Source organism: Brevibacterium sp. UBA7493 (genome assembly GCF_002479565.1).
Lineage (GTDB): Bacteria > Actinomycetota > Actinomycetes > Actinomycetales > Brevibacteriaceae > Brevibacterium > Brevibacterium luteolum.
The window spans coordinates 267,816-289,581 of sequence record NZ_DLOD01000010.1 but is presented as its reverse complement, the minus strand read 5'-3'; the positions used below and the strand labels follow the sequence as shown (position 1 = coordinate 289,581).

The window sequence follows — 21,766 nt, the reverse complement described above, 5'->3', positions numbered from 1 at the left end:
TCTCCCCTCACACTGAGGGCCCCTGTTGTGAAAGGACCACACGATGTCAGATTTCCCGCAGCCCACTGACTGGCACATGCTCATCGGCGGCGAATGGGTCGACGCCCTCGACGGGTCGCGCGCCGATGTCATCACCCCCATCGACCGCAACGTCGTCATCGCCCACGTGCCCAACGGCAAGGCCGAGGACGCCGACCGCGCCGTCAAGGCCGCCCGCGCAGCCTTCCCGGCCTGGTCGGGCCTGCACTTCAAGGAGCGTCAGAAGATGCTGACGAAGTGCGCTGATGCCCTGGAGGCCAACATCGACGAGCTCGCCGAGCTCACCGCGCTCGACACCGGCAACGCCAAGCGCACTCAGGCCCGTCCCGAGGCGACGATGCTCTCGGAGATCTTCCGCTACTTCGGCGGTGTCGCCGGCGAGGTCAAGGGCAATACGCTTCCCGCCGGTGAGCAGCAGCTCAACTACACGAAGCGCGTGCCGCTCGGCGTCGTCGCCGGCATCCTGCCGTGGAACTCGCCGCTCATGATCGCCGGCTTCAAGACCCCGGCCGCACTGGCCGCCGGCAACACGATCGTGCTCAAGTGCGCTGAGGACGCACCGCTGACGATCCTGAAGATGGCCGAGATCTGCTCGGAGTTCCTGCCCGACGGCGTCCTCAACGTCGTCACCGGCAAGGGCTCGGTCATCGGCGAGGCCCTCGTCCAGCACCCGGATGTCGACAAGGTCTCCTTCACCGGCTCGACCTCGGTTGGCCGCCACGTCGCCGAGGCGGCTGCCAGCCGCCTGGCGCACTCCTCGATGGAGCTCGGCGGCAAGAGCCCGAACATCATCTTCCCGGATGCGGACCTCGAAGCCGCACTCGATCAGGTGCTGCTCGCCACCCGTTTCGCTCGCCAGGGCCAGTCGTGCACGATGGGTTCGCGCCTGTTCCTGCACGCCGACATCTACGATGACTTCCTCAGCAAGCTCGTCGAGAAGGTCAAGGGACTCACGGTCGGCGACCCGCGCGATGAGGCCTCCGACATCGGCTGCGTCATCAACCAGAAGCAGTACGACCTCGTCCAGGAGTACATCGACCACGGCAAGGCCGAAGACGGCGTCGAGGTCGCCTACGACGGCCATGACAGCCTCGAGGTCGGCGAACCGGGCTTCTACCACGCCCCGGTGATCTTCGCGCAGGCGAAGAACGACTGGAAGACCTCCCAGGAGGAGATCTTCGGACCCGTCCTGTCTGTCATCCGGTTCTCCACCGAAGACGAGGTCGTCGAGATGGCCAACGACTCCGACTACGGCCTGGCCGCCTACGTCTTCACCGGCGACCTCGGCCGCGGACTGCGGGTGGCCGACCGGATCCAGTCCGGCTGGGTGCAGGTCAACCAGGGCGGCCCGCAGGTCGTCGGCCAGGCCTACGGCGGCTTCAAGACCTCCGGCATCGGCCGTGAGCTCTCCCTGGAGGGCATGCTCGAAGGCTTCACCCAGATCAAGCAGGTCAACGTCAAGATCGGCTGACCCGCCCAGCAGACCCGCGGCTGACCCGTTCGCGGGTCTGCCCAGATGCGAGGCGCCGGTGCGGTGCTGCAGTCCAGCACCGCACCGGCGGCTTCTGCATGACCGGCACGCCCGCCTGAAGCACATGCGTGTCATTCTTCGCTAGACTGTGGCTATCCGACAGAAGGCAGGTGGCATGAGCGAGCAGGAGCTCACCGAACTCGAATCCCGCGTACTGCGCTTCGAGCGCCAGTGGCATACCTACGGAGGTGCCAAGGACGGCGCGATCCGCCAGGAGTTCGACATGTCGGCCCCGGCCTACTTCCAGCTGCTCAACACCCTGCTCGACAGCCCCGCGGCCTATGCCGCCGACCCCATCCTCATCAAACGGCTGCGCCGCATCCGCGAGAGCCGTCACCAGCACCGCGCCCGCACGCGCATGGCGAGGTAGCCGATGGCCAAGTACCCACGCGACGAATTCGACGACCTGCAGCCCACCGGACGCAAGGGCGCCCACCGCCGAGGCGGGCCGATCTCGCAGGGCGGGGCGATCGCGCTCATCGCCGTGCTCGCCATCGCCGCACTGCTCGTCGTATTCGGTGCTTTCAACATCATCCGCCAGTCCGCCTCGAACCCCGAGGAGAACGTCGCCGAGACCCCGGCAGCCACCGAAGGGGCCGAGCCGACCGAAGAGGAGACCACCGATCCGGCCGTCGACGTCGTCGACAAGACCGCCGAGGTCCACGTCCTCAACGGCTCCGGCGTCACCGGTGCTGCCGCGAAGTTCCGCGAGCACCTCGAATCCAACGGCTGGAACGTCACCGACGTCGGCAACCACTCGACCAACGAGTCGTCCTCCGTCGTGTACTACTCCGATGACGAGTACGAGATGCAGGCCGGCGCACTGGCCGCCGAACTCGGTGTCGAGACCGTCGAGAAGTCTGCGGAGTTCCCCGGCCAGGTCACCCTGCTCATCACCTCCGACATCGCCGAGAAGGACCTCGACAGCCTCGGCGGCGACGGCGACTCGACCGACGGTGCCACCGAGGGCACCGGCAACTGAGCACCGCGGTTCCGCATCCGCTCGGAAACGCGCCATTCCGCGCCTGTGTTTGCAGGGAGCGCCAGCCGTGGCATAGGCTGGCGGCAATGTATGAGATACAAGGAAACTTGCCGTAACCGACAGTCTTCCGGGCATACAGTGACCCGCGTCGATCGCGGTGCTGCCTCACCAGGGCAGCGGCGTGACCGGCACGAACAACGGAGTTCCTCGGATAGGTGCCCCGCTGCAGTACGCATGATATGGAGTAGAAATGACGCAAGGCACGGTCAAGTGGTTCAACGCTGAAAAGGGCTACGGCTTCATCACCGTAGAAGGCGGAGACCAGGACGTCTTCGTCCATTGGACCGCGATCGAGATGGACGGATACCGCTCGCTTGAAGAAGGCCAGCAGGTCCAGTTCACGGTCGGTGAAGGCGGCAAGGGCCCGCAGGCAGAATCGGTCACGGTGCTCTGAGCACTCCCGACCGGCGCTGCCCGCCGATCACCAGAAGAGCCGGGTTGCCCCCGGCTCTTCGCATGTCGCCCCTGCCTGCACCCGCACCGCTCCCGAGGTGTGGGTGCAGTTTTGCACTCTCGGGTCGAGAGTGCTAAATCTAGTACTGGTAAATCTCGGCCCCGAGAAGTGAGACAGGCTGCTGTGGAAGGGAATCAGCAGAACCGGCTCTGCCGTCGCGGGCGCTTGGGACCGGGAAGACATGCCACTCCGTTCAGGGAGGACCAGCCATATGGCAAAGCTCATCTCATTCGATGAAGATGCACGCCGCGGACTCGAAACCGGACTCAACACCCTGGCCGATGCGGTCAAGGTGACCCTGGGACCGCGCGGCCGCAACGTCGTGCTCGAAAAGAAGTGGGGCGCACCGACCATCACCAATGACGGTGTCTCCATCGCCAAGGAGATCGAACTCGAGGATCCGTACGAGAAGATCGGCGCCGAGCTCGTCAAGGAAGTCGCGAAGAAGACTGACGACGTCGCAGGCGACGGCACCACCACCGCCACCGTTCTCGCTCAGGCTCTCGTCCGCGAGGGACTGCGCAACGTGGCCGCCGGTGCTGACCCGCTCAGCCTCAAGCGCGGCATCGAGAAGGCTGTCGCAGCTGTCTCCGATGTGCTGCTCGAGACCGCCAAGGACGTCGAGACCAAGGAGCAGATCGCTGCGACCGCTGGCATCTCGGCAGGCGACCCGGCCATCGGCGAGCTCATCGCCGAGGCGATCGACAAGGTCGGCAAGGAAGGCGTCGTCACCGTCGAGGAGTCGAACACCTTCGGCCTGGAGCTCGAGCTCACCGAGGGCATGCGCTTCGACAAGGGCTACATCTCCGGTTACTTCGTCACCGACGCTGAGCGTCAGGAGACGGTGCTGGAGGATCCCTACATCCTCATCGTCAACTCCAAGATCTCGAACGTGAAGGACCTGCTGCCGGTCCTCGAGAAGATCCAGCAGTCGGGCAAGCCGCTGCTCATCATCGCCGAGGACGTCGAGGGCGAGGCACTCGCTGTGCTCGTGGTCAACAAGATCCGCGGCACCTTCAAGTCCGTGGCCGTCAAGGCTCCGGGCTTCGGCGACCGCCGCAAGGCGCAGCTGGCCGACATCGCCATTCTCACCGGTGGCCAGGTCATCGCCGAGGAGGTCGGACTCAAGCTCGAGAACGCCACCCTCGACCTGCTGGGCACCGCCCGCAAGGTCGTTGTCACCAAGGACGAGACCACCATCGTCGAAGGTGCCGGCGACGCCGATGAGATCCAGGGCCGCGTGCAGCAGATCCGCACCGAGATCGACAACTCCGATTCCGACTACGACCGCGAGAAGCTGCAGGAGCGTCTGGCCAAGCTGGCCGGCGGCGTGGCAGTCATCAAGGCCGGAGCCGCAACCGAGGTCGAGCTCAAGGAGCGCAAGCACCGCATCGAGGATGCCGTGCGCAACGCCAAGGCCGCAGTCGACGAGGGCATCGTCGCCGGTGGTGGCGTGGCACTCATCCAGGCCGGCAAGACGGCCTTCGAGAAGCTCCAGCTCGAAGGCGACGAGGCCACCGGTGCCTCGATCGTCAAGGTCGCCATCGACGCCCCGCTCAAGCAGATCGCCACGAACGCCGGCCTCGAGCCCGGCGTGGTGGCCGAGAAGGTCCGCAACCTCGACTCCGGCCACGGCCTCAACGCCGCTACCGGCGAGTACGAGGACCTCATGGCCGCAGGCATCAACGACCCGGTCAAGGTGACCCGCTCTGCTCTGCAGAACGCCGCCTCGATCGCCGGCCTGTTCCTCACCACCGAGGCCGTCATCGCCGACAAGCCTGAGAAGGCACCGGCCATGCCGGGCGGCGAGCCGGATATGGGCGGCATGGGCTTCTGAGCCGCTGAGAACTGAACGACCGGCCGCATAGCCGGCGCGTCAGAACCCAGCCAGGCGGGGTGGAAGAGTCAGACTCTTCCACCCCGCCTGCTCTCATTCACCACGCCCCGAGCAGCGCCCTGACCTGCACCGCACCAAAATCTCAGCAGCCGCAGAACCTCCCGCTGCAGGGCTTATGAAGCGCTAAGCTGAGCTCATCATGCCCGTCATCACCTTCATCCTGCTCGCCGTCTTCGTCGGCGCACTGTCCCAGCGCGTGACAGGGATGGGCTTCGCGCTCGTCTCCGGGCCCTTCCTCGTCCTCCTTCTCGACCCGATCTCCGGGGTCGTGCTCGTCAACATCGTCGGGCTCGTCTCCTGTGCCGTCGTCTTCGCCCGCACCTGGCGCGACGTCCACTGGGGTACACTCAAGATCCTCGCCATCACCTCGGCGATCGGCACGATCCCCGGGGCCTGGCTGGCCTGGACGATGCCCACCGCACCTCTGCAGGCCCTCATCGGTGCCATCGTCGTCATCGCCCTGGCAGCCTCGATCGTCATCGGCCGCGTCGGCAAGGTGCTGCCGGTCAACACCGGCGGCATCGCCACCTCGGGGCTTGTCGCCGGGGTCATGAACGCCGCCTCCGGCGTCGGCGGCCCGGCCTTCAGCACCTATGCCGTGCTCACCCGCTGGGAGCAGCGCAGCTTCGCCGCGACGATGCAGCCTCTGCTGGCCATCGCCTCGGTCATGTCGATCATCGCCAAGGTCGCCTTCGACCGCACCGCGATCCCGCACCTCGGGCTCGGCCAGTGGCTCATGGTCTTTGCCGCCCTGGCCGCCGGACAGATCATCGGCGAGCTGACCGCCGAGCGCATCCCGGTCAAGGTTGCCCGCGTCGGCATGATCACCATCGCCTTGGCCGGCGGTGCCGCCACGCTCGTCAAGGGACTGGCGGGCCTGTGAGCTGAACCCCGCGCGCCGTATTCACGCGTGCTCCTCAGAGTGCACTAAGGTTCGCCGGTGATAATGGGGCAGTCAGCTGCACTCGTGATGGAAGAAGGATCGGACGGGGCATGGGATACGTCTTTCTCGGTTTGCTCATCATCGTCGGTTCACTCATGTTCTTCGGCTCCCGGCGCCAGAAGCTGCGCGAACGGGAGGAACAGGCAGAGGAGCTCAGCTTCGTCACCCAGTCCGCAGCCGAGGACGTCACGTCCTTCGGCGAAGAGGTCGCTGACCTCGACATCGTCACCACCGGCGCCGACCTCGACGAAGGCGGCCGCCAGGACTACCAGCGCGCACTCGACGCCTACGACACCGCCAAGGAGACCCTGGAGCGCGTGCAGAAGCCCGAGGACATCCGGCACGTGACCGAAGCGCTTGAGGACGGCCGTTACGCGGCCAAGTGCGTGCGTGCCCGCGTCAACGGCGAGCCGCTGCCCACCCGACGTCCGCCGTGCTTCTTCAACCCGCAGCATGGACCCTCGGTCGAGGAGATCGACTGGGCTCCGGTCGGCGGCCAGTTGCGCCCGGTGCCGGTGTGCGCTGCTGACGCTGAGCGCATCGCCGTCGGTGCTGAGCCTGCCGTGCGCAAGGTCGCCACTGCTGACGGGCTGGGCCGCCGCGCCTATTGGGAGGCCGGCCCGAGCTACGCCGAATACAACCGCGGCTACTTCAACTCCTACGCCGGCTCCGGCCTGCTTCCCGGCGTCCTCATGGGCGCTATGCTCTTCAACGGCTTCGGCCACGGCTGGGACGGCTCCTACGCTGACGGCTTCAACGACGGCATGAACGCTGACCCCGGCGGCATGGACGGCGGTGACGCGGGAGGCTTCGACGGTGGAGGCTTCGGTGACGGAGGCGGCTTCGGCGATGGCGGTGGCTTCGGCGACTTCGACTTCGGGTTCTGATCCGTGGAGACTGTCGAGATCAGCTCCGGCGATATCCGCCTCGGTCAGCTGCTCAAGCTCCACGGCGTTGCCGAGCACGGCGTCATGGCCAAGGACATGATCGCGTCCGGCGATGTCCTCGTCAACGGCGAAGTCGATACGCGCCGCAGCGCCAAGATCGTCACCGGGGATGTCATCTCCGTCCCGGCTGCCGGCGTCGAGTTCACCGTCGCCCAGGCCCTGGAGCCTCCTGCGGTCAGCTGACCGGCCGGCAGCAGCACTGCCATCCCCTTTCTGACATTTCGTGCAGACTCCAGAATCGTCGAGTCTGCACGAAATGCACATTCAGCCGAGTTCAGGCGTGCGTTTCGTGTCGGCTCGATGATCGAGCAGTCGACACGAACTGCACGCGGGTGCGTCTCAGCGGGTCAGCTCTGGCCCAGCGGTCCGGTCCATGCCCGGGGCATCCCACAGCGGTGACCACTTCGTCAGATCCTCTTCGAGGGGAACCTCGCCTTCGAGCAGGCCCTTGAGCTGGATCTCCAGGGCGTTGTCGCGTCGGTGCTGGCCGACCTGCACGAAGGGGTAGAAGGTGCCGCGCTTGTACAGGTAGACGATCGCGGCCGCGCGGCCGTCGGCGTCACGGAAGTACAGGGCGGTGCACAGCAGCATCGTGTCGAAGCCCTGGTTGACCAGCGCTGAGTTGATGGCGTGCATGTTCGTCGCCAGGTTCGAGATGTTCGCCTGGGCGTCGGTGATGACCTGCCAGGTGAAGCCGTAGCCGTCGTTGACCTGTTCGACGTCGCAGTCGGGGTCCTTGGCGATGAGCTCGCGGCTCTCCTGCTCGGCCTCGGCGAAGGCGCGGCCTTCGACCTCGCGGAAGCACACGGCGCCGACGCCAGTCGGGGTGAACGTCGAGGATGACTGCAGGGTCAGCGACAGGTTCGGCAGCGCGAACAGGTCATCGAGGTTGGCTCGCTTCGGCTTGCTGCGGCCCAGAATCGCGTCGAGAAATCCCATGCGCTCAGTCTACGAGTCCGGTGCCGAGGTGTGGAACCAGCGGTGAGGTCATGACGGGCGGGAGAGTTGGCCGGAGATCTTGTTCAGCTGCTCCAGGCGCTTCTCCAGGCTCGGGTGGGTGGAGAACCACTGGCGGACGTCGCGGCCATTGATGGCCGGGACGAGGGCGAGGTGGTTGGCGCTGGCGGTTTTGCGCAGGTCCTGCGAGGGGATCTGCGTCATCTGGCCGCTGATCTTCACCAGTGCCGAGGCGAGTGTCGATGGCTGGCCGGTGAGGATCGCGGCAGCACGGTCAGCGGCCAGCTCCCGGTAGCGGGAGAGCACGCGGATGAGCACGAAGCTGAGTGCGTAGACAACAGCACCGACGATCATCATCGCCAGCATCACCGGCAGGCCGTTGTTGTTGCGGCTGCGTCCGCCGGTGTAGAAGCCTGCGCGCACCATGAGCGAGGCGACGACGCCGGTGACACCGGCAACCGTCATGACGGTGACGTCGCGGTGGGCGACGTGGGAGAGCTCGTGGGCCAGGACGAGCTCGACTTCCTTGGGTTCCAGGGTGTCGAGGAGACCGCGGGTGACGCAGACGACCGAGTGCTTCGGCGACCGGCCGGTGGCAAAGGCGTTGGGCACCGGCGAATCGGAGTACGCCACCCGCGGTTTGACGGTGTCGGACAGCTGGCACAGCCGGTCGACGATGACATGCAGTTCGGGCGCCTGTTCGGGTGTGACAATCCGGGCGCCCATCGCCTTCAACGCGATCGAATCGGAGAAGTACCACTGGAAGAAGAAGGCGCCTGCGCTGACGATCACCGCGATGACGACTCCGCCTGGGCTGCGGCCCAGGATGTACCAGATCGCCACCATGAGCAGCACGAAGATGAGGCCATTGAGGAACATGGCCGTGCTCATCCGGAATGTCAGCCCGTGGTCTTTGACGAAACGGTTCTTCATAGTCCTTCTGCCTTGCTGCTGTGCCAACGGCTGGTTCTGCTCAGCCCTGAGGGCCGGGGGAGTCCAGGTCAGGGATCAGGCCAGAGCCGTCGACCAGCTGTCGGATGTCGTCGATGCTCGCATCAGCGAACGGGACGACGATGTCGGAGGTGCCGAGGAAGTCATCTGCCACGGGCGTGCCGTGGGAGAGGATGTAGGAGCGCAGGTCGTGAAGCGCGGCACTCGTCTGCTCCTCATCTCCGGACTGCACGGCCTGCTCGACCTTGTCGTCATAGGCCTGGAGGGCGTCCTGTTCGACGTCGGCGACGTCGAACTGGCCTTCGCCCATGATGCGCACGATCATGATCAGCCCTCCTGCCGGGGGTTCTCAGCCGAGGCCTGCGAGTCGGCGGTCTCTGCGTCGACGGGGGCCTCGCGGATGATCTCCGGGCGGTTCGACTGGCCGCTGGGCAGACCGTCGCGCAGTCGGGCGAGCTCCATCTCGACATCGCTGTCGCTGGAGAGCGCGTTGAGCTGGGCGTCGATGTCGTCATGCGGGGCACCGGTCGGATCGTCGAGCGCACCGGAGGCCAGCAGCTCGTCCATCGCACCGGCGCGAGCCTGCAGCTGCGCGGTCTTGTCCTCGGCGCGCTGGATCGCCAGACCGACATCGCCGAACTCCTCGGAGATTCCCGAGTATGCCTCGCTGATCTTGGTCTGGGCTTCTGCGGCGTTGTAGTTGGCCTTGAGGGTCTCCTTGCGGGTGCGGAAGGAGTCGACCTTGGCCTGCAGGCGCTGCGAGGCCGTCGTGAGCTTCTGCTCCTCGGCCTGCAGGTTCTGGTGCTGGGTCTGCAGGTCGCCGATCTGCTGCTGCAGGCCTGACTTGCGGGTCAGCGCCTCACGGGCGAGATCCTCGCGACCGACTTCCAGGGCCTTCTGCGCCTGGGACTGCAGCTTGTCCTGCTGCTTCTCCAGCTGACCGATCTGCAGCTCAAGACGCTTGCGGCTCGTGGCCACATCGGCGACGCCGCGGCGCACCTTCTGCAGCAGCTCGAGCTGCTTCTGGTACGAGTAGTCCAGCGTCTCGTTGGGATTCTCGGCCTTGTCCAGGGCCGAGTTGGCCTTGGCGCCGAAGATCATCTTGATGCGTTTGAAAATGCTCATCCCGGGGAGTCTCCTTCGAGCTCAAGCTCAGTTCTGCGTTCTCCCTCACTCTACTGCGTGAAATTGGAAAAAGCTTGAGTCGGATCGGCCTGAATGCCAGGCCCCGGGTGGGTTCTGTGGAGTTGAATGACGCGGCGCCACCGGCACGCTGCAGCCGGATTCATCTGCCGGATCATCCCGGCCTCATCCGGCTGCTTTCCGGCGCACCGGCGGCGCGCACCATCAGCGGGAGAAGCGCTTGCGGTTGGCCTCCTCCACCTCCGAGTACTGCACGCCGGCAGCCGAGAGGGCGTCGCGGATGCTCTCGATGCTCTCCTGCACCTGCCGCTGCACGACCTCCCATTCGCCAGCCAGCTGCTGGAAGCTCTCAGCGGCACCGCCGCGCCATGAGTTCTCCAGACTGCGCAGGTGGCTCATGAGGCTGGCCGCCTCATTGTGCAGGACCGTGCATGATTCCCGCGTGCGCGTGACAGTGGCTTCGATCTCCTGGGCATCGACCTGAATGACAGCCATCCCCGGCTCCTTTCCTGTGGTGAGAATTGCTGTCCTCCATTCCACGGGAGAGCACCACGGGTCACCACACGACAACGGCCGGGTGTGGACAGCGTCTCGTGTCCACACCCGGCCGCGCGATCGTGTCAGCTGCTGTTCACGGCAGGCTGCCGGTCACTTCGCCAGCAGCGTCGTGTCGATCTCCTGCTCCTGGCCACCGCGCACCAGGGTGATCTTGACTGTCTGGCCGACCGCATGGGAGCGGATGAGCGCCTGCAGTGCGACTGCGTTGTTCACCTGGGTGCCGTTGACAGCGGTGATCTCGTCATCGGCCTGGATCCCGGCCTGCTCGGCAGCCGAGCCGCCCTGCACCTCGGTGACCTTCGCAGCACCGCGGGCGATGCCGTTGTGATCGACCTGGGAGTCCTGCACCGCCACGCCGAGTGCGGCGTGCTCGGCCTGGCCGTTCTGGATGAGCTGGTCGGCGATGTTCTTGGCCTGAGCGACCGGGATGGCGAATCCGATGCCGATCGAACCGGCCTGGCCGCTCTGCTGGGCATCGCGCAGCGTTGCTGCCGAGGAGTTGACGCCGATGAGCTTGCCGTTGCCGTCGACGAGCGGGCCACCAGAGTTGCCCGGGTTGATCGCTGCATCGGTCTGGATGGCGTTGGTGATTGTCAGCGCCCCCTGCGGGTCCTCGGCGTCCTCACCGATGTTCTCGGTGGTCACAGGCCGGTTGAGCGCGGAGACGATGCCGGTGGTGACGGTGTCGGCCAGGCCGAGCGGGTTGCCCAGCGCCATGACCGGGTCACCGACGCGCAGCTGGCTGTCATCACCGAGCGGCAGCGGAGTCAGGCCCTCGGGTCTCTGGCGCAGCTTGAGGACGGCGATGTCGGTCTCGGGGTCGCGTCCGGCGATATCGGCCTCGACCGTGTCGCCGTTGTTGAAGACGACGTTGACCTGGCCGCCGGGGGTATCGGCTGCGGCGATGACGTGGTTGTTCGTCACGATGTGGCCAGCACCGTCGTACACGAAGCCCGAGCCCAGTCCGTGCACCTCACCGTTGACGCCGACCCGGATCGCAGCGACCGACTTCGAGGCGGTGTCGGCGATCGCTGCCCAGTCCGGGGTCTCCTGCGTGCGCTGCGGGGTGTTCTGCGGATCGGTCTGGGATTCCTGCTCCTGCCCGCCGAAAGCCTGCATGCCGTACATGGTGCCGGCACCCAGCGCGCCACCGAGCAGTACGGCCAGCAGCGTGAACAGGGTCAGCGCACCCCAGCCGGGACCGCGTCGCTCACGGCGTGCCGGGGCGGAATGCGGGCCTCCGTCGATGGGCCCGCCAGGAGGCGGTGTCTGTCCGCCGCCGAAGCCATAGCTCGGCGAGCCGGTGCCGGTTGCACTGCCAGTCGCTGTCGGTCCGCTGGCTGCGTTCGCACCCAGCCCACCACCGAGGCCGGTCCCAGCGCCGAACCCGGTTCCGGCTTCAGCCGCTGCTCCGGTTCCAGCACCGTGGCCGGGTCCGTCACTGCCGGGCCCCGAACCGACCGGCCCGCTGGGATGAGTACCGGGACGAGTGCCAGGCTGGTGTGCCTGCGGTGCGCTCGCCGGGGCCTGCGGGAACGTGCGCGGGGGCTGGCTGGGCCGCGGCTCGGCTGCGGGCGGGAAGGGCCGACCGGCCGGGGTGCCCGCGCCGGAACCCTGACCGGAGACAGGACCAGAACCGTATCCGGAACCGGGCAGCTGGCTGGGCTGGGAGCCGTAGGAGGCCGTTGGTGAGGCGGGACGCAGAGGGTCGTCGCTGGTGGGGAAGGTCCGTCGGGTCTGCTGGGAGTGGCGGCCGGGCTGCGCCGGTCCGGCGGGGCGCTCGTAGCCGTCGGCAGGGTGCTCAGGCGTGTGGCTCATCAGTGTCCTTTCCTTGCGCTTCGGACGCAGCGGGGGTGTCGAGTGGGATCGGCAGGTCGACGCGGAAGGTCGCGCCGCCGCCGGGAGTGGGGTGCACGGTGATCCGGCCCTGGTGGGATTCGACGATCGCCTTGACGATCGACAGGCCCAGGCCGGAACCTCCGGTGTCACGGTTGCGGGAGGCATCGAGGCGGTAGAACCGCTCGAAAATGCGTGGGACGTCCTCCGCGTCGATGCCGTCGCCGTGATCGCGGACCTCGAAGCGCACCCGGCCGGCGGGGAACCCAGCGAGCTTCTCGCTCACGCTCACACCCCCGGCTGCGGAGACGTCGGGGACGATTGTCTGCGCCGTGCCCGAGGCGGCGGTTCCGGTCTCGGAGGCAGCGGCGCTGCCGGTGGCCGGTCTGGTCTTGGGGTCGGTTCTGTCGGTCTTGTCGCGTTTGAAGATCCGAACCGGGCCGGTGACGAAACCAGGCGCCTTGGGCTTCGGATCCACCGCCTCGGGAGCGGGAGGCTCGGCGGGCACGCCGACGACGCCGACGGCGAACTCGATCGCCGTCTGCGGTGGGGTGTGGCGCACGGCATTGCCGGCGAGGTTGACGATGACCTGGCGCAGCTTGGCCTCTGAGCCGTAGATGACCGGGATGTTCTCATCAGCGTCGCCGCCGTCGAGGCCGATGAAGCTGATGTCGCGATCCGGGTCCTGGGCGGCGGCGTCGGCGGCGGCGTCGCGGACGATCGCGCAGATGTTGACCGGGCCGAGCTCTGCCTCACGGCGCTCATCGAGGCGGGCGAGGACGACGAGGTCTTCGACGAGCACGCCCATCCGCTTGGCCTCGGCTTCGATGCGGTCCATCGCCTGGCCGATGTGCTCAGGGTCCTTGAGTGCGCCCTGCCGGTAGAGCTCGGCATAGCCGCGGATCGTCACAAGCGGGGTGCGCAGCTCATGGGAGGCATCCGACACGAACTGGCGGATGCGCTTCTCTGAACGCGTCTGGCCGTCGAAGGAGTCCTCGATGCGGCCGAGCATGGTGTTGAGCGCTGCTGAGAGTCGGCCGAGCTCAGTGTTGCGGGGATACTTCGACACACGCTGAGAGAGGTCGCCGGCGGCGATTCGCGAGGCGGTCTCCTCTATGTTCTTCAGCGGCCGGAAGGTGTTGGTGATCGCGAAGTAGCCGACGCCTGCCACCAGTGCCAGGGCGAGCAGGCCGATGCCGACCATGGTGTTGCGGGCTCGTTCGCTGATGCCGTCGACGTCCTTGTCAAAGGGCACGGCGACGGCGACGAGCCACGGGGTTCCTTCGACTTGGAGCGCGAGCGCCCGCCAATGCGAGGAGGTGCCCTCGACGGTGAAGGGGTGGCCGGCGCGTTCGCTGACGAGTGACTGATTGATATCGGGCAGGTACGGCACATTCGTCGGGTCCGGAGCGACTGGCTCGAAGGCGGTATTGCCGTCGTTCGAGTAGAACTGCACGTAATAGGAGCCGGGCAGCAGATTGCGCAGCGACTCCTCCTGCGGATTCGACTGCACCTGATCCCCGCCCTGCAGGGGTGCGGGTAGGAACACCTGCTCAGCGGCCTGAATCGCCAGGGCATCCGAGGCGCTGATGAGCCGCTCATCGGTGCGCTCGATGAGGCTGGCGCGGAGGTTCTCGAGCACCCATGCGCTCGTGCCGGTGAGCACGAGCAGCATGAGCGTCATCATGATCGTCAGCAGCTTGGTGGTCAGCGACCATTCCTCCCAGATGACGGTCTGCTTGCTCTTGCGGTGACGATTCACAGGCGTGACGATTCTCAGCTCGATAGGGGGTCAGGTGTCAGATGCTCACTTGGTCTCGGGTGTGCGCAGCATGTAGCCCACGCCGCGCTTCGTCTGGATCATCGGGCGCCATTCGGCCTGCACCGGGTTGCCGGCTTCATCGGTTTCCGGGGCGGTGTCGATCTTGCGGCGCAGGTAGGAGATGTAGGACTCGACGATGCCGGTGTCGCCGCCGAAGTCGTACTCCCACACGTGGTCGAGGATCTGCGACTTCGACAGCACGCGGTTGGCGTTGAGCATGAGGTAGCGCAGCAGCTTGAACTCGGTGGGCGAGAGGTCGACGAGGATCCCGCCGCGGCGCACTTCATGGGTGTCGTCGTCGAGTTCGAGGTCGCCGACCTGCACGACTGCTCCCTCGTCCTCTTCGAGGCTGTGGGTGCGGCGCAGCACCGCGCGGATGCGGGCGACGACTTCTTCGAGGCTGAAGGGCTTGGTGACGTAGTCATCGCCACCGACGGTCAGGCCGGTGATCTTGTCGGAGGTGTCGTCACGGGCGGTGAGGAAGACGACCGGGATGTGCCGGCCGGTCTGGCGCAGCCGGCGGGTCACGGTGAAGCCGTCCATGTCCGGGAGCATGACGTCGAGGACGAGCAGGTCGGGTTCGCTCTGCTCGGCCAAGCGCAGGGCCTCAGCGCCGTTGCCAGCGGAGATGACGTCGAAGCCGGCGAAGCGCAGGCTGGTGGAGAGGAGTTCGCGGATATTGGGCTCATCATCGACGACCAACAGGGTGGCCTCAATGTCTTCGTGTTCGAGATGTCCTGAAGTCATGGCCCCATCCTGGCACATGAGTCTGGAGGTTTTCTGGACTCTAGCTGGATGCAAATGTGCTGTGCGTCACATGTCAACCGACCGGTTTGTCATCGGTGTCGACATCGGGGTGGACGGTCTCGCCCTCGCCTTCCTCCTGATGGACCCAGTTGGGTCCGAAGAAGTCAGCAGTAGCCTCGTTCCAGTCCTCCAGCCACCCGCGCGGCGGAGCTTTGAGCAGCTCGCCTTCCTCCATCCAGTTGAAGACGTGCGCGTAGGACATCACCTCGGTCTGGGAGACGCGCTTGCGCAGCATCTTCGGCGAGAGCTGGTCCGGTCGGGCGACGCCGAGAGTCGAGAGCATCTGCTTGGCTTCATCGACGGTGGCCTTGTGGTAGTTGTGGACGGCTACGGATTTCGAGGGCACGTGCAGCGAGCGGGCGAGTTTGGGGTCCTGCGTAGCCACACCGGTGGGGCAGTGGTTGGTGTGGCATCGCTGTGCTTGGATGCAGCCGACTGCCATCATCATCGGCCGGGCCGCCAGGCAGAAGTCGGCGCCCTGGATGAGCCGGCGGACGATGTCGTTGCCTGAGGCGATCTTGCCCGCCACCCCGAGCTTGATGTGCTTGCGCAGCCCGACGCCGACGAGCGCGTTGTGCACAACGTGCAGGCCCTCGGTCAGCGGGGTGCCCATATGGTCTTCGTATTCCAGTGGCGCGGCGCCGGTGCCGCCCTCGGCGCCGTCGATGACGATGAAGTCGGGCAGAATGTCGGTCTCGAGCATCGCCTTGCACATGCCGAGCACGTCACGGCGCATACCGACGCACAGTTTGAACCCGATCGGCTTGCCTCCCGAGAGCTCGCGCAGCTGAGAAATGAACTCCATGAGCTCGCGAGGGGTCTGGAATGCCGAATGGGCAGGCGGGGAGATGCAGTCCTCGTCGAGCGGTACGCCGCGGGCCTCAGCGATCTCCGGGGTGATCTTCTCCGCCGGCAGCACGCCGCCCAGACCGGGTTTCGCGCCTTGGGAGAGCTTGATCGAGATCGCCTTGACATGCGGGTGGCGGGCTTTCTCCTCGAACTGCTCGGGATTGAAGTTGCCCTCGGAATCACGGCAGCCGAAGTAGCCGGACCCGAATTCCCAGATCAGATCGGCGCCGCTTTCGAGGTGGTACTTCGTCAGCCCGCCCTCTCCGGTCTCCTGGGCGAACCCGCCGCGGGCTGCTCCCTGACTCATCGCCATGACGGCGTTCTTCGACAGGGAGCCGAAGCTCATCGAAGAGATGTTGAACAGCGAGGAGTCGTACGGCTGGCTGCACTGCGGTCCACCAATGCGCACCCGGTGCTCGCCCTCCGGGATCGGGCCGGGCTGTGCAGCATGGATGAGATACTCGTAGCCCGGTGCACGCACCTCGAGCTCGGTGCCGAAGGACTTGACCGAATGCGTGCCGTTGGCACGCTCATAGATGAGGTCGCGGACATCGCGGTCGAACGGCTTGCCGTCATAGTTGCGCTCGACGAAGTACTGCTGGACCATCGGGCGGATGGTCTCCATCATGTACCGGCCGTGGCCGATGACCGGGAAGTTGCGCAGCACCGCGTATCGGTGCTGCACCACGTCGTAGACGGCCACGAGCAGCAGGATGGCTGCGGCTAAGACGAGGATCCACCACCACGCGCTCAGTGCCAGCGCCATTGCCGCACCGACCGCCATGACGAAGAGTATGCCGATGAAGATACCGATCGCGATCATATTCTTTAGCCTACGACCAAAGCCGAGCTGCCTGAGGGAGGAACGTGCCCTGCTTTTCGCGCTGTCGGCGCACAGCTCAGGCCGGTTGCTCCTCCTGTCGCTTGCGGTAAGCGGCCACGTGGGTGCGGTTGGCGCAGTTGCCCGTGTCGCAGAAGCGCTTCGATCGGTTGCGTGAGAAGTCGACGAACACGGCGTTGCAGTCCTCGGCCGCGCATACCTGCAGGCGGGAGAGCTCGTGCTCGCGGATGAGGTCGATGAGCGCAAACGCGATGTCGATGGCGAAGCGGTCCGGCAGCGGCGCGGTCTGGGCGGTGCCGTGCAGGTGCCAGTCCCAGCCGTCATGGCGCACGAGCTGGGGGAGTGCGTTGCAGCGCAGCAGTGTCGAGTTCACCGCCGCGACCACATCCTCGATCGCATCGGAGTCGAAGACGGTCTCGAAGTCCTCCCGCACCGCGTGGGTCAGGTCGACGTCGGAGCTCGTCGCCGCGATCGGGGCCGAGAAGTCGTGCCGACGCGCGAACTCCTCGATGGCTCCGGCATCGGCCAGCAGCTCCTGGTCGTTGCGCCCGGAGTTGATGAGGTCGACGAGCATGACCAGGACGGAGCGGTTTTCATCGGTGAGAGACATGCTGGCCACAGTGTAGCGAATACAGCCTGTGATCAAGCTCACGCGAAATCTGTCTCGTCATGACCATCGTCGCGTTGACTCGTGAGCTCTGCCTGCTGTTCACTAGAATGAGTGTCAGTCCGTCATGAGTCAAAGTGGTAACACTCATGACACGCCACTCCGTTCGTCGTGGGGAGGGAAACCGTGAATCGTCAGGCTGTCTCGGGCCTTGTGCTCATCCTGCTGTCCGCCTTCTGCTATGCCGCAGCCGCACCGATCGGCAAGGTCATGTATGCCGGCGGCTGGACCCCGGAGGTCGTCGTGTTCCTCCGCGTCCTCGGCACCGGCCTCGTCCTCCTCATCCCCACGCTCATCGCCATGCACGGCCGCTGGCACGCGTTCGCCCGCTGGCAGACCTGGCGCGACGTCATCACCTTCGGCATCGTGTCTGTCGCCGGAGTCCAGCTGCTGTTCTTCATGTCGGTCGAGCACCTCGATGTCGCCATCGCGCTGCTGCTCGAGATGACCGCCCCGCTCATGATCGTCGTGTGGGTGTGGCTGCGCAGCCGCATCCGCCCCAGCTCGCTCACCTTCGTCGGCATGGGCCTAGCGATGTTCGGCCTGGCCTTCATCCTCGACCCGCGCGGCGCGCAGCTCCACCTCGGCTCGGTGCTGCTGGCCCTGGGCGCAGCCGTCTGCCTGGCGTGTTACTTCCTCGACTCGGCCAAGGCTGAGATGTCGGTTCCGCCGATCGCGCTCGTCGGATTCGGGATGTTCGTCGGCGCTGCCGCCGTGGGCGCCTACGCCTTCGCCGGCCCGCGCGCCCAGCAGCTGACCACCGCGCCCATGTCGCTGGGCTCAGTGCCGGTCACCTGGTGGCAGGCGATCGCGCTCATCGTCCTCGTCACCGCTGGCGCCTACGTCACCGCCGCCTTCGGCATCCGCATGATCGGCGCGACGGTCGCCAGCTTCGTCAACCTCATCGAGGTGCCGTTCTCCGTCGTCATCGCCTGGCTGGTGCTCGCCGAGCTGCCGGTCTACGCGCAGGCCGTCGGCGGTGTGCTCCTGCTCGCCGGTGTCGTGTTCATCAAGATCGGCGAGAGCCGCACGGCCGCCCGCGAGGTCATCGTCTCCGACGTGCCGGTCGCTTCGCTTCCGGTCATCGAGCACATCGCCGTGCCCGAGGCGCTGCGCACCCGCAGTGCCGCTCCCGAGGCGGTTGGCGCCTGACCTCCGGCCGGTTCAGTCGGCATCGTCGTCGCGTTCGGCAGGTGGCCTCCGGTCATCGAGATACCGGTTGACCACCGGGATCCAGGACACGGCGACGCCGATGAGAACTGCGGCGATGCCTGCCACGGTCAGTCGTGCGCTGACGTCGGCTGCTGCGCCGATGATCGGGTTGACGGCGATCCCGACGAGGCTGCCGAACGAGCTGGCGATGTTGAGTACGGTCGCCCGGCGTGCTTTCGGTATCACCTGATTCGCCACCGCCAGGGTGATCGGGCCGCGGGCGTGCATACCGATAACGACGAGGACGAAACCGCTGATGACGCACACACTGTGGGGCACCGCCATGAGCCCGAATCCTGCTGCCCCGCAGCCCATCGCCAGCAGCAGGGCGCGCTTCCTGCCGATCGCTGCCTCGATCCAGCCGGCCCAGTGGTTGTAAAAGGCCGCAGCCAGCTGCGCACCCGCAGCGATGAATCCCCACGCGGCCACCGGAACCCCGGAAGCTGCGAACAGCGGCTGATTCAAGGTGAAGACCGCATGGAACAGCACGAAGCACGCACCTGAGGCAGCAACCACATGCAGCAGGATCGGGGTGGAGAAGAGCAGGACGACTCCCTGCCGCAGCTGGTCCAGCGAGGATTCGCTCTCACGCGTCGGTGAACTCGTGCCGGTCGGCTGGGCTGGCAGCAGGCCCGTGGCGAGAGCGCCGATTGAGGCTGCGACTGCGGTGGCGATCGCTGGCCAGGTGATATCGACCGCAGCGAGCAGGCCGCCGCAGGCTGAAGCAATGACTCCGGCGGTCAGTTCCAGTGAGCTGAGGTGTCCCCACACTCCGACGCCTCGGTCCTCAGCTGCAGAGCCGAGCGCGTCGTAGATATAGGCGTCGAGTGCGCCGGTGAGCATGGCAATGCCCATACCGCTGAGGGCGAAGGAGACACTGAAAGCGAGATGGGACCCCGCGAGTGCGAACAGCGTTTCGGCGACAGCGATGAAGCCGAACCCTGCGATGATCACCCATCTGCGGTCGATGCGATCGGCGACGATGCCGCTGGGCACCTCCGCGACGAGGATGCTCGCACCGAGGATCGTCTCGAAGATGAAGATGTCTGAAAGAGACTGACCCCGGCTCAACAGGAACAGCGCGCTGACCGGGACGTAGAAGCCCAGGCCGCTGGCGACAGTCGCCAGGGCGATGGGGAACAGGTGGGCATTTCCCCAGACGTCAGTCCAGGGTGAGCGGTTCTATCGCATCACGACTCCATCTTCTTCGGTGATCTGACCTTCACCCTACCTGCCGGCAGGCGGTCTCGTCGGGGGACCGAATCACATACTGATCCTATGGCGGCACCAATCTCGGGCTCAGCTGAGCTGTTCGATCGGATCAACCGGTGTGCCCGGGAACAGGGGCTGACGCCGGTGGCGCTCATCGAACGACTCCTCGATGACGAGGATCGTCGCCGGCGCATAGAGGCCTTCGGCCGCGCCATGCGCAATGCCCCAGATGACTATTGGGGTGAGTTCAGCCGCTGGGAGGCTGGCACCGGGTCCCCGCTCTAACGCCCGAGCTGGTCGGCGTTGAGGATGGTGTAGCTGTATCCCTGCTCGGTGAGGAATCGGCGGCGGTGGGCGGCGAAGTGCTCATCAACGGTCGAGGCCGCCACGACCGTATAGAACGTCGCAGCTTCAGCGTGCGGCTTGGGTCTGAGGATCCTCCCGAGGCGCTGGGCCTCTTCCTGCCGGGAGCCGAAGGAGCCGGAGACCTGGATGGCGACCGAAACCTCGGGCAGGTCGACGGAGAAGTTCGCGACCTTCGAGACGACGAGCACTGAGATCTCCCCGGCCCGGAACTTCGCGAACAGCTCCGTGCGCTCCTTCAGCGGTGTCCTGCCGGTGAGCACGGGGGCGTCGAGGGCCTCGCCGAGCTCTTCGAGCTGGTCGAGGTACTGGCCGATGACGAGCACCTGCTGGCCGGCGTGCTGGGCGGCGATCTTCTTGACCACCGGGATCTTCGCATCCGAAGCGGCTGCCAGCCGGTAGCGGTCCTCCCCGTCGGCGTGTGCGTAGGCGCGCCGGGTGCCGGCATCGAGCCGAACCCGCACCTCGTAGCAGTGGGCCTCGGCGATGAAGCCGGCGGCCTCGATCTCCTTCCACGGCGCCTCGAACTGTTTGGGGCCGATGAGGGAGAACACCTCTTCCTCCCGTCCGTCCTCGCGCACGAGAGTGGCGGTCAGGCCGAGCCTGCGGCGGGCCTGCAGACCTGCGGTGAGGCGGAACACCGGGGCCGGCAGCAGATGCACTTCGTCGTAGATCACCAGCCCCCAGTCGCGGGCATCGAGCAGCTCCAGGTGGAGGTAGGAGCCCTTCCGGCGGGTGGTGAGGACTTGGTAGGTCGCGATCGTGATCGGCCGGATCTCCTTGACCGAACCGGAGTACTCGCCGATCTCGTCGGCGGTCAGGCTGGTGCGCCTGAGCAGCTCGGCCTTCCACTGCTTGGCCGCTACCGAATTCGTCACGAGGATGAGCGTCGTCGTGCCGACGGCGGCCATGGTCGCCGCCCCGACGATCGTCTTGCCCGCCCCGCACGGCAGCACCACGACCCCGGACTCACCGTGGGTGAACGCATCGACGGCCCGCTGCTGGTACTCGCGCAGATGCCACGGCTGACTGTTGCCCACGACACCGGTGCTCTCCGCTCCCGAGGCACCGGTGCCCTCCGCACCCGAGGTGCCCGTCGCCTCGGTGCCGGTGTCCCCGGTGGTGGCCGACAGCTCGATCTCATGCTTCTCACCATCGACGTAGCCGGCGTGGTCGGAGACCGGGTGGTCAAGGCGCAGCAGCCGGTGCTTGAGCTCGCCGCGCTCCGAGGGGTGCACGCGAACGGTGTGCTCATCGATCCGGGTGCCGACCAGTGAGACGATCTCCGGATGCGTGATGAGCTCACTCAGCAGTTCCGCGTCCTGGCTGTGCAGGACGAGCCCGTGGATGGGGGACTGCTCGAGGGTGAGGACCCCGAAGCGCTCCATTGTTTCGACGATGTCGAGCAGCAGCGCGTGCGGGACCGGGTGCTTGGCGTATTCGAGCAGTGCGTCGATGACGGATTCGGGATCGTGGCCGCTGGCCCGGGCGTTCCACAGGCCCAGCGGGGTGATCGTGTACGTGTGGATGAGCTCCGGCGTCTTGGCCAGCTGCGCGAACGGGGCGATTGCGATCGCCGCCTCGGCGGCCTCCGGGTGGGTCGATTCGAGCAGCACAGTGCGATCGGCCTGGACGATGAGGGGACCGTTCACAGGCGGTCCTCGCTGCCCGTTCCCTCGCTGCCCGTGCCCGAGG

Annotated in this window: 22 protein-coding genes; 10 read left to right on the top strand and 12 right to left on the bottom strand. The window is 66.4% G+C overall.

Annotated features, from left to right (window positions below):
• The first annotated feature begins 43 nt into the window (after positions 1-43).
• The 8 genes from B4E96_RS07405 (at position 44) to B4E96_RS07370 (ending at position 7,036) form a co-directional block, all read left to right on the top strand.
• Complete coding sequence (locus B4E96_RS07405) at positions 44-1,510, top strand: aldehyde dehydrogenase family protein (protein ID WP_286956998.1); 1,467 nt, start codon at positions 44-46, stop codon at positions 1,508-1,510.
• A 175-nt stretch (positions 1,511-1,685) separates the two neighbouring features.
• Positions 1,686-1,940: a DUF3263 domain-containing protein gene (locus B4E96_RS07400; RefSeq protein ID WP_102161961.1), complete on the top strand. Its 255-nt coding sequence runs from the start codon at positions 1,686-1,688 to the stop codon at positions 1,938-1,940.
• A gap of 3 nt (positions 1,941-1,943) precedes the next feature.
• Complete coding sequence (locus B4E96_RS07395) at positions 1,944-2,552, top strand: LytR C-terminal domain-containing protein (protein WP_102161960.1); 609 nt, start codon at positions 1,944-1,946, stop codon at positions 2,550-2,552.
• A 250-nt stretch (positions 2,553-2,802) separates the two neighbouring features.
• Positions 2,803-3,006, top strand: coding sequence for a cold-shock protein (locus tag B4E96_RS07390; RefSeq protein ID WP_191726470.1), 204 nt, complete (start codon positions 2,803-2,805; stop codon positions 3,004-3,006).
• A gap of 271 nt (positions 3,007-3,277) precedes the next feature.
• Positions 3,278-4,903, top strand: a complete 1,626-nt coding sequence (gene groL / locus B4E96_RS07385; RefSeq protein ID WP_102161958.1) for a chaperonin GroEL — start codon at positions 3,278-3,280, stop codon at positions 4,901-4,903.
• 199 nt (positions 4,904-5,102) lie between these two features.
• Positions 5,103-5,846 carry a sulfite exporter TauE/SafE family protein gene (locus B4E96_RS07380; protein ID WP_286956996.1) on the top strand — a complete coding sequence of 248 codons (744 nt, stop codon included), beginning with the start codon at positions 5,103-5,105 and terminating at the stop codon, positions 5,844-5,846.
• 110 nt (positions 5,847-5,956) lie between these two features.
• Positions 5,957-6,793 (top strand): hypothetical protein, encoded by an 837-nt coding sequence (locus tag B4E96_RS07375; RefSeq protein WP_165883616.1) that lies wholly within the window; start codon positions 5,957-5,959, stop codon positions 6,791-6,793.
• A gap of 3 nt (positions 6,794-6,796) precedes the next feature.
• Complete coding sequence (locus B4E96_RS07370; RefSeq protein WP_102161955.1) at positions 6,797-7,036, top strand: RNA-binding S4 domain-containing protein; 240 nt, start codon at positions 6,797-6,799, stop codon at positions 7,034-7,036.
• 156 nt (positions 7,037-7,192) lie between these two features.
• On the opposite strand, the gene pspAB is transcribed toward B4E96_RS07370, so the two are convergent.
• The 10 genes from pspAB to B4E96_RS07320 form a co-directional block, all read right to left on the bottom strand.
• The gene (gene pspAB, locus B4E96_RS07365) at positions 7,193-7,792 is read right to left on the bottom strand and encodes a PspA-associated protein PspAB (protein ID WP_286956994.1); all 600 of its coding nucleotides are present in this window, start codon (positions 7,790-7,792) and stop codon (positions 7,193-7,195) included.
• A 48-nt stretch (positions 7,793-7,840) separates the two neighbouring features.
• Positions 7,841-8,743, bottom strand: a complete 903-nt coding sequence (gene htpX / locus B4E96_RS07360) for a zinc metalloprotease HtpX (RefSeq protein WP_165883615.1) — start codon at positions 8,741-8,743, stop codon at positions 7,841-7,843.
• Between the two features lie 40 nt (positions 8,744-8,783).
• A complete protein-coding gene (pspAA, locus tag B4E96_RS07355; RefSeq protein ID WP_102161952.1) occupies positions 8,784-9,086 on the bottom strand; it encodes a PspA-associated protein PspAA in 303 nt (100 codons plus the stop codon).
• 2 nt (positions 9,087-9,088) lie between these two features.
• Entirely contained in the window at positions 9,089-9,886 is a 798-nt protein-coding gene (locus B4E96_RS07350; RefSeq protein ID WP_286956993.1) for a PspA/IM30 family protein, read from the bottom strand.
• A gap of 222 nt (positions 9,887-10,108) precedes the next feature.
• A complete protein-coding gene (locus tag B4E96_RS07345) occupies positions 10,109-10,399 on the bottom strand; it encodes a WXG100 family type VII secretion target (protein WP_102161950.1) in 291 nt (96 codons plus the stop codon).
• 153 nt (positions 10,400-10,552) lie between these two features.
• A complete protein-coding gene (locus B4E96_RS07340) occupies positions 10,553-12,280 on the bottom strand; it encodes a trypsin-like peptidase domain-containing protein (RefSeq protein ID WP_286956992.1) in 1,728 nt (575 codons plus the stop codon).
• Positions 12,264-14,060, bottom strand: a complete 1,797-nt coding sequence (locus B4E96_RS07335) for a sensor histidine kinase (RefSeq protein ID WP_414632681.1) — start codon at positions 14,058-14,060, stop codon at positions 12,264-12,266. Before B4E96_RS07335 ends, B4E96_RS07340 begins: the two co-directional genes overlap by 17 nt.
• 45 nt (positions 14,061-14,105) lie before the next feature.
• Positions 14,106-14,867 (bottom strand): response regulator transcription factor, encoded by a 762-nt coding sequence (locus B4E96_RS07330; RefSeq protein ID WP_165883612.1) that lies wholly within the window; start codon positions 14,865-14,867, stop codon positions 14,106-14,108.
• Between the two features lie 73 nt (positions 14,868-14,940).
• A complete protein-coding gene (locus tag B4E96_RS07325; protein WP_414632680.1) occupies positions 14,941-16,599 on the bottom strand; it encodes an FMN-binding glutamate synthase family protein in 1,659 nt (552 codons plus the stop codon).
• Positions 16,600-16,675: 76 nt separating this feature from the next.
• Positions 16,676-17,227 (bottom strand): CGNR zinc finger domain-containing protein, encoded by a 552-nt coding sequence (locus B4E96_RS07320; RefSeq protein ID WP_170274437.1) that lies wholly within the window; start codon positions 17,225-17,227, stop codon positions 16,676-16,678.
• A gap of 183 nt (positions 17,228-17,410) precedes the next feature.
• On the opposite strand from B4E96_RS07320, the gene B4E96_RS07315 reads away from it, so the two are divergent.
• Positions 17,411-18,436, top strand: a complete 1,026-nt coding sequence (locus B4E96_RS07315; RefSeq protein WP_286956991.1) for an EamA family transporter — start codon at positions 17,411-17,413, stop codon at positions 18,434-18,436.
• Positions 18,437-18,448: 12 nt separating this feature from the next.
• Here the strand turns inward: B4E96_RS07315 and B4E96_RS07310 are convergent, their stop codons facing one another.
• Entirely contained in the window at positions 18,449-19,624 is a 1,176-nt protein-coding gene (locus tag B4E96_RS07310) for an MFS transporter (protein ID WP_286957022.1), read from the bottom strand.
• Positions 19,625-19,774: 150 nt separating this feature from the next.
• On the opposite strand from B4E96_RS07310, the gene B4E96_RS07305 reads away from it, so the two are divergent.
• On the top strand, positions 19,775-19,993 hold the full coding sequence (locus tag B4E96_RS07305; RefSeq protein ID WP_286956990.1) for a hypothetical protein: 219 nt from the start codon (positions 19,775-19,777) through the stop codon (positions 19,991-19,993).
• Here B4E96_RS07305 and B4E96_RS07300 read toward each other — a convergent pair.
• Positions 19,990-21,723: a DNA repair helicase XPB gene (locus B4E96_RS07300; protein WP_286956989.1), complete on the bottom strand. Its 1,734-nt coding sequence runs from the start codon at positions 21,721-21,723 to the stop codon at positions 19,990-19,992. The two genes, B4E96_RS07305 and B4E96_RS07300, sit on opposite strands and share 4 nt — an antisense overlap.
• Between the last annotated feature and the right edge of the window lie 43 nt (positions 21,724-21,766).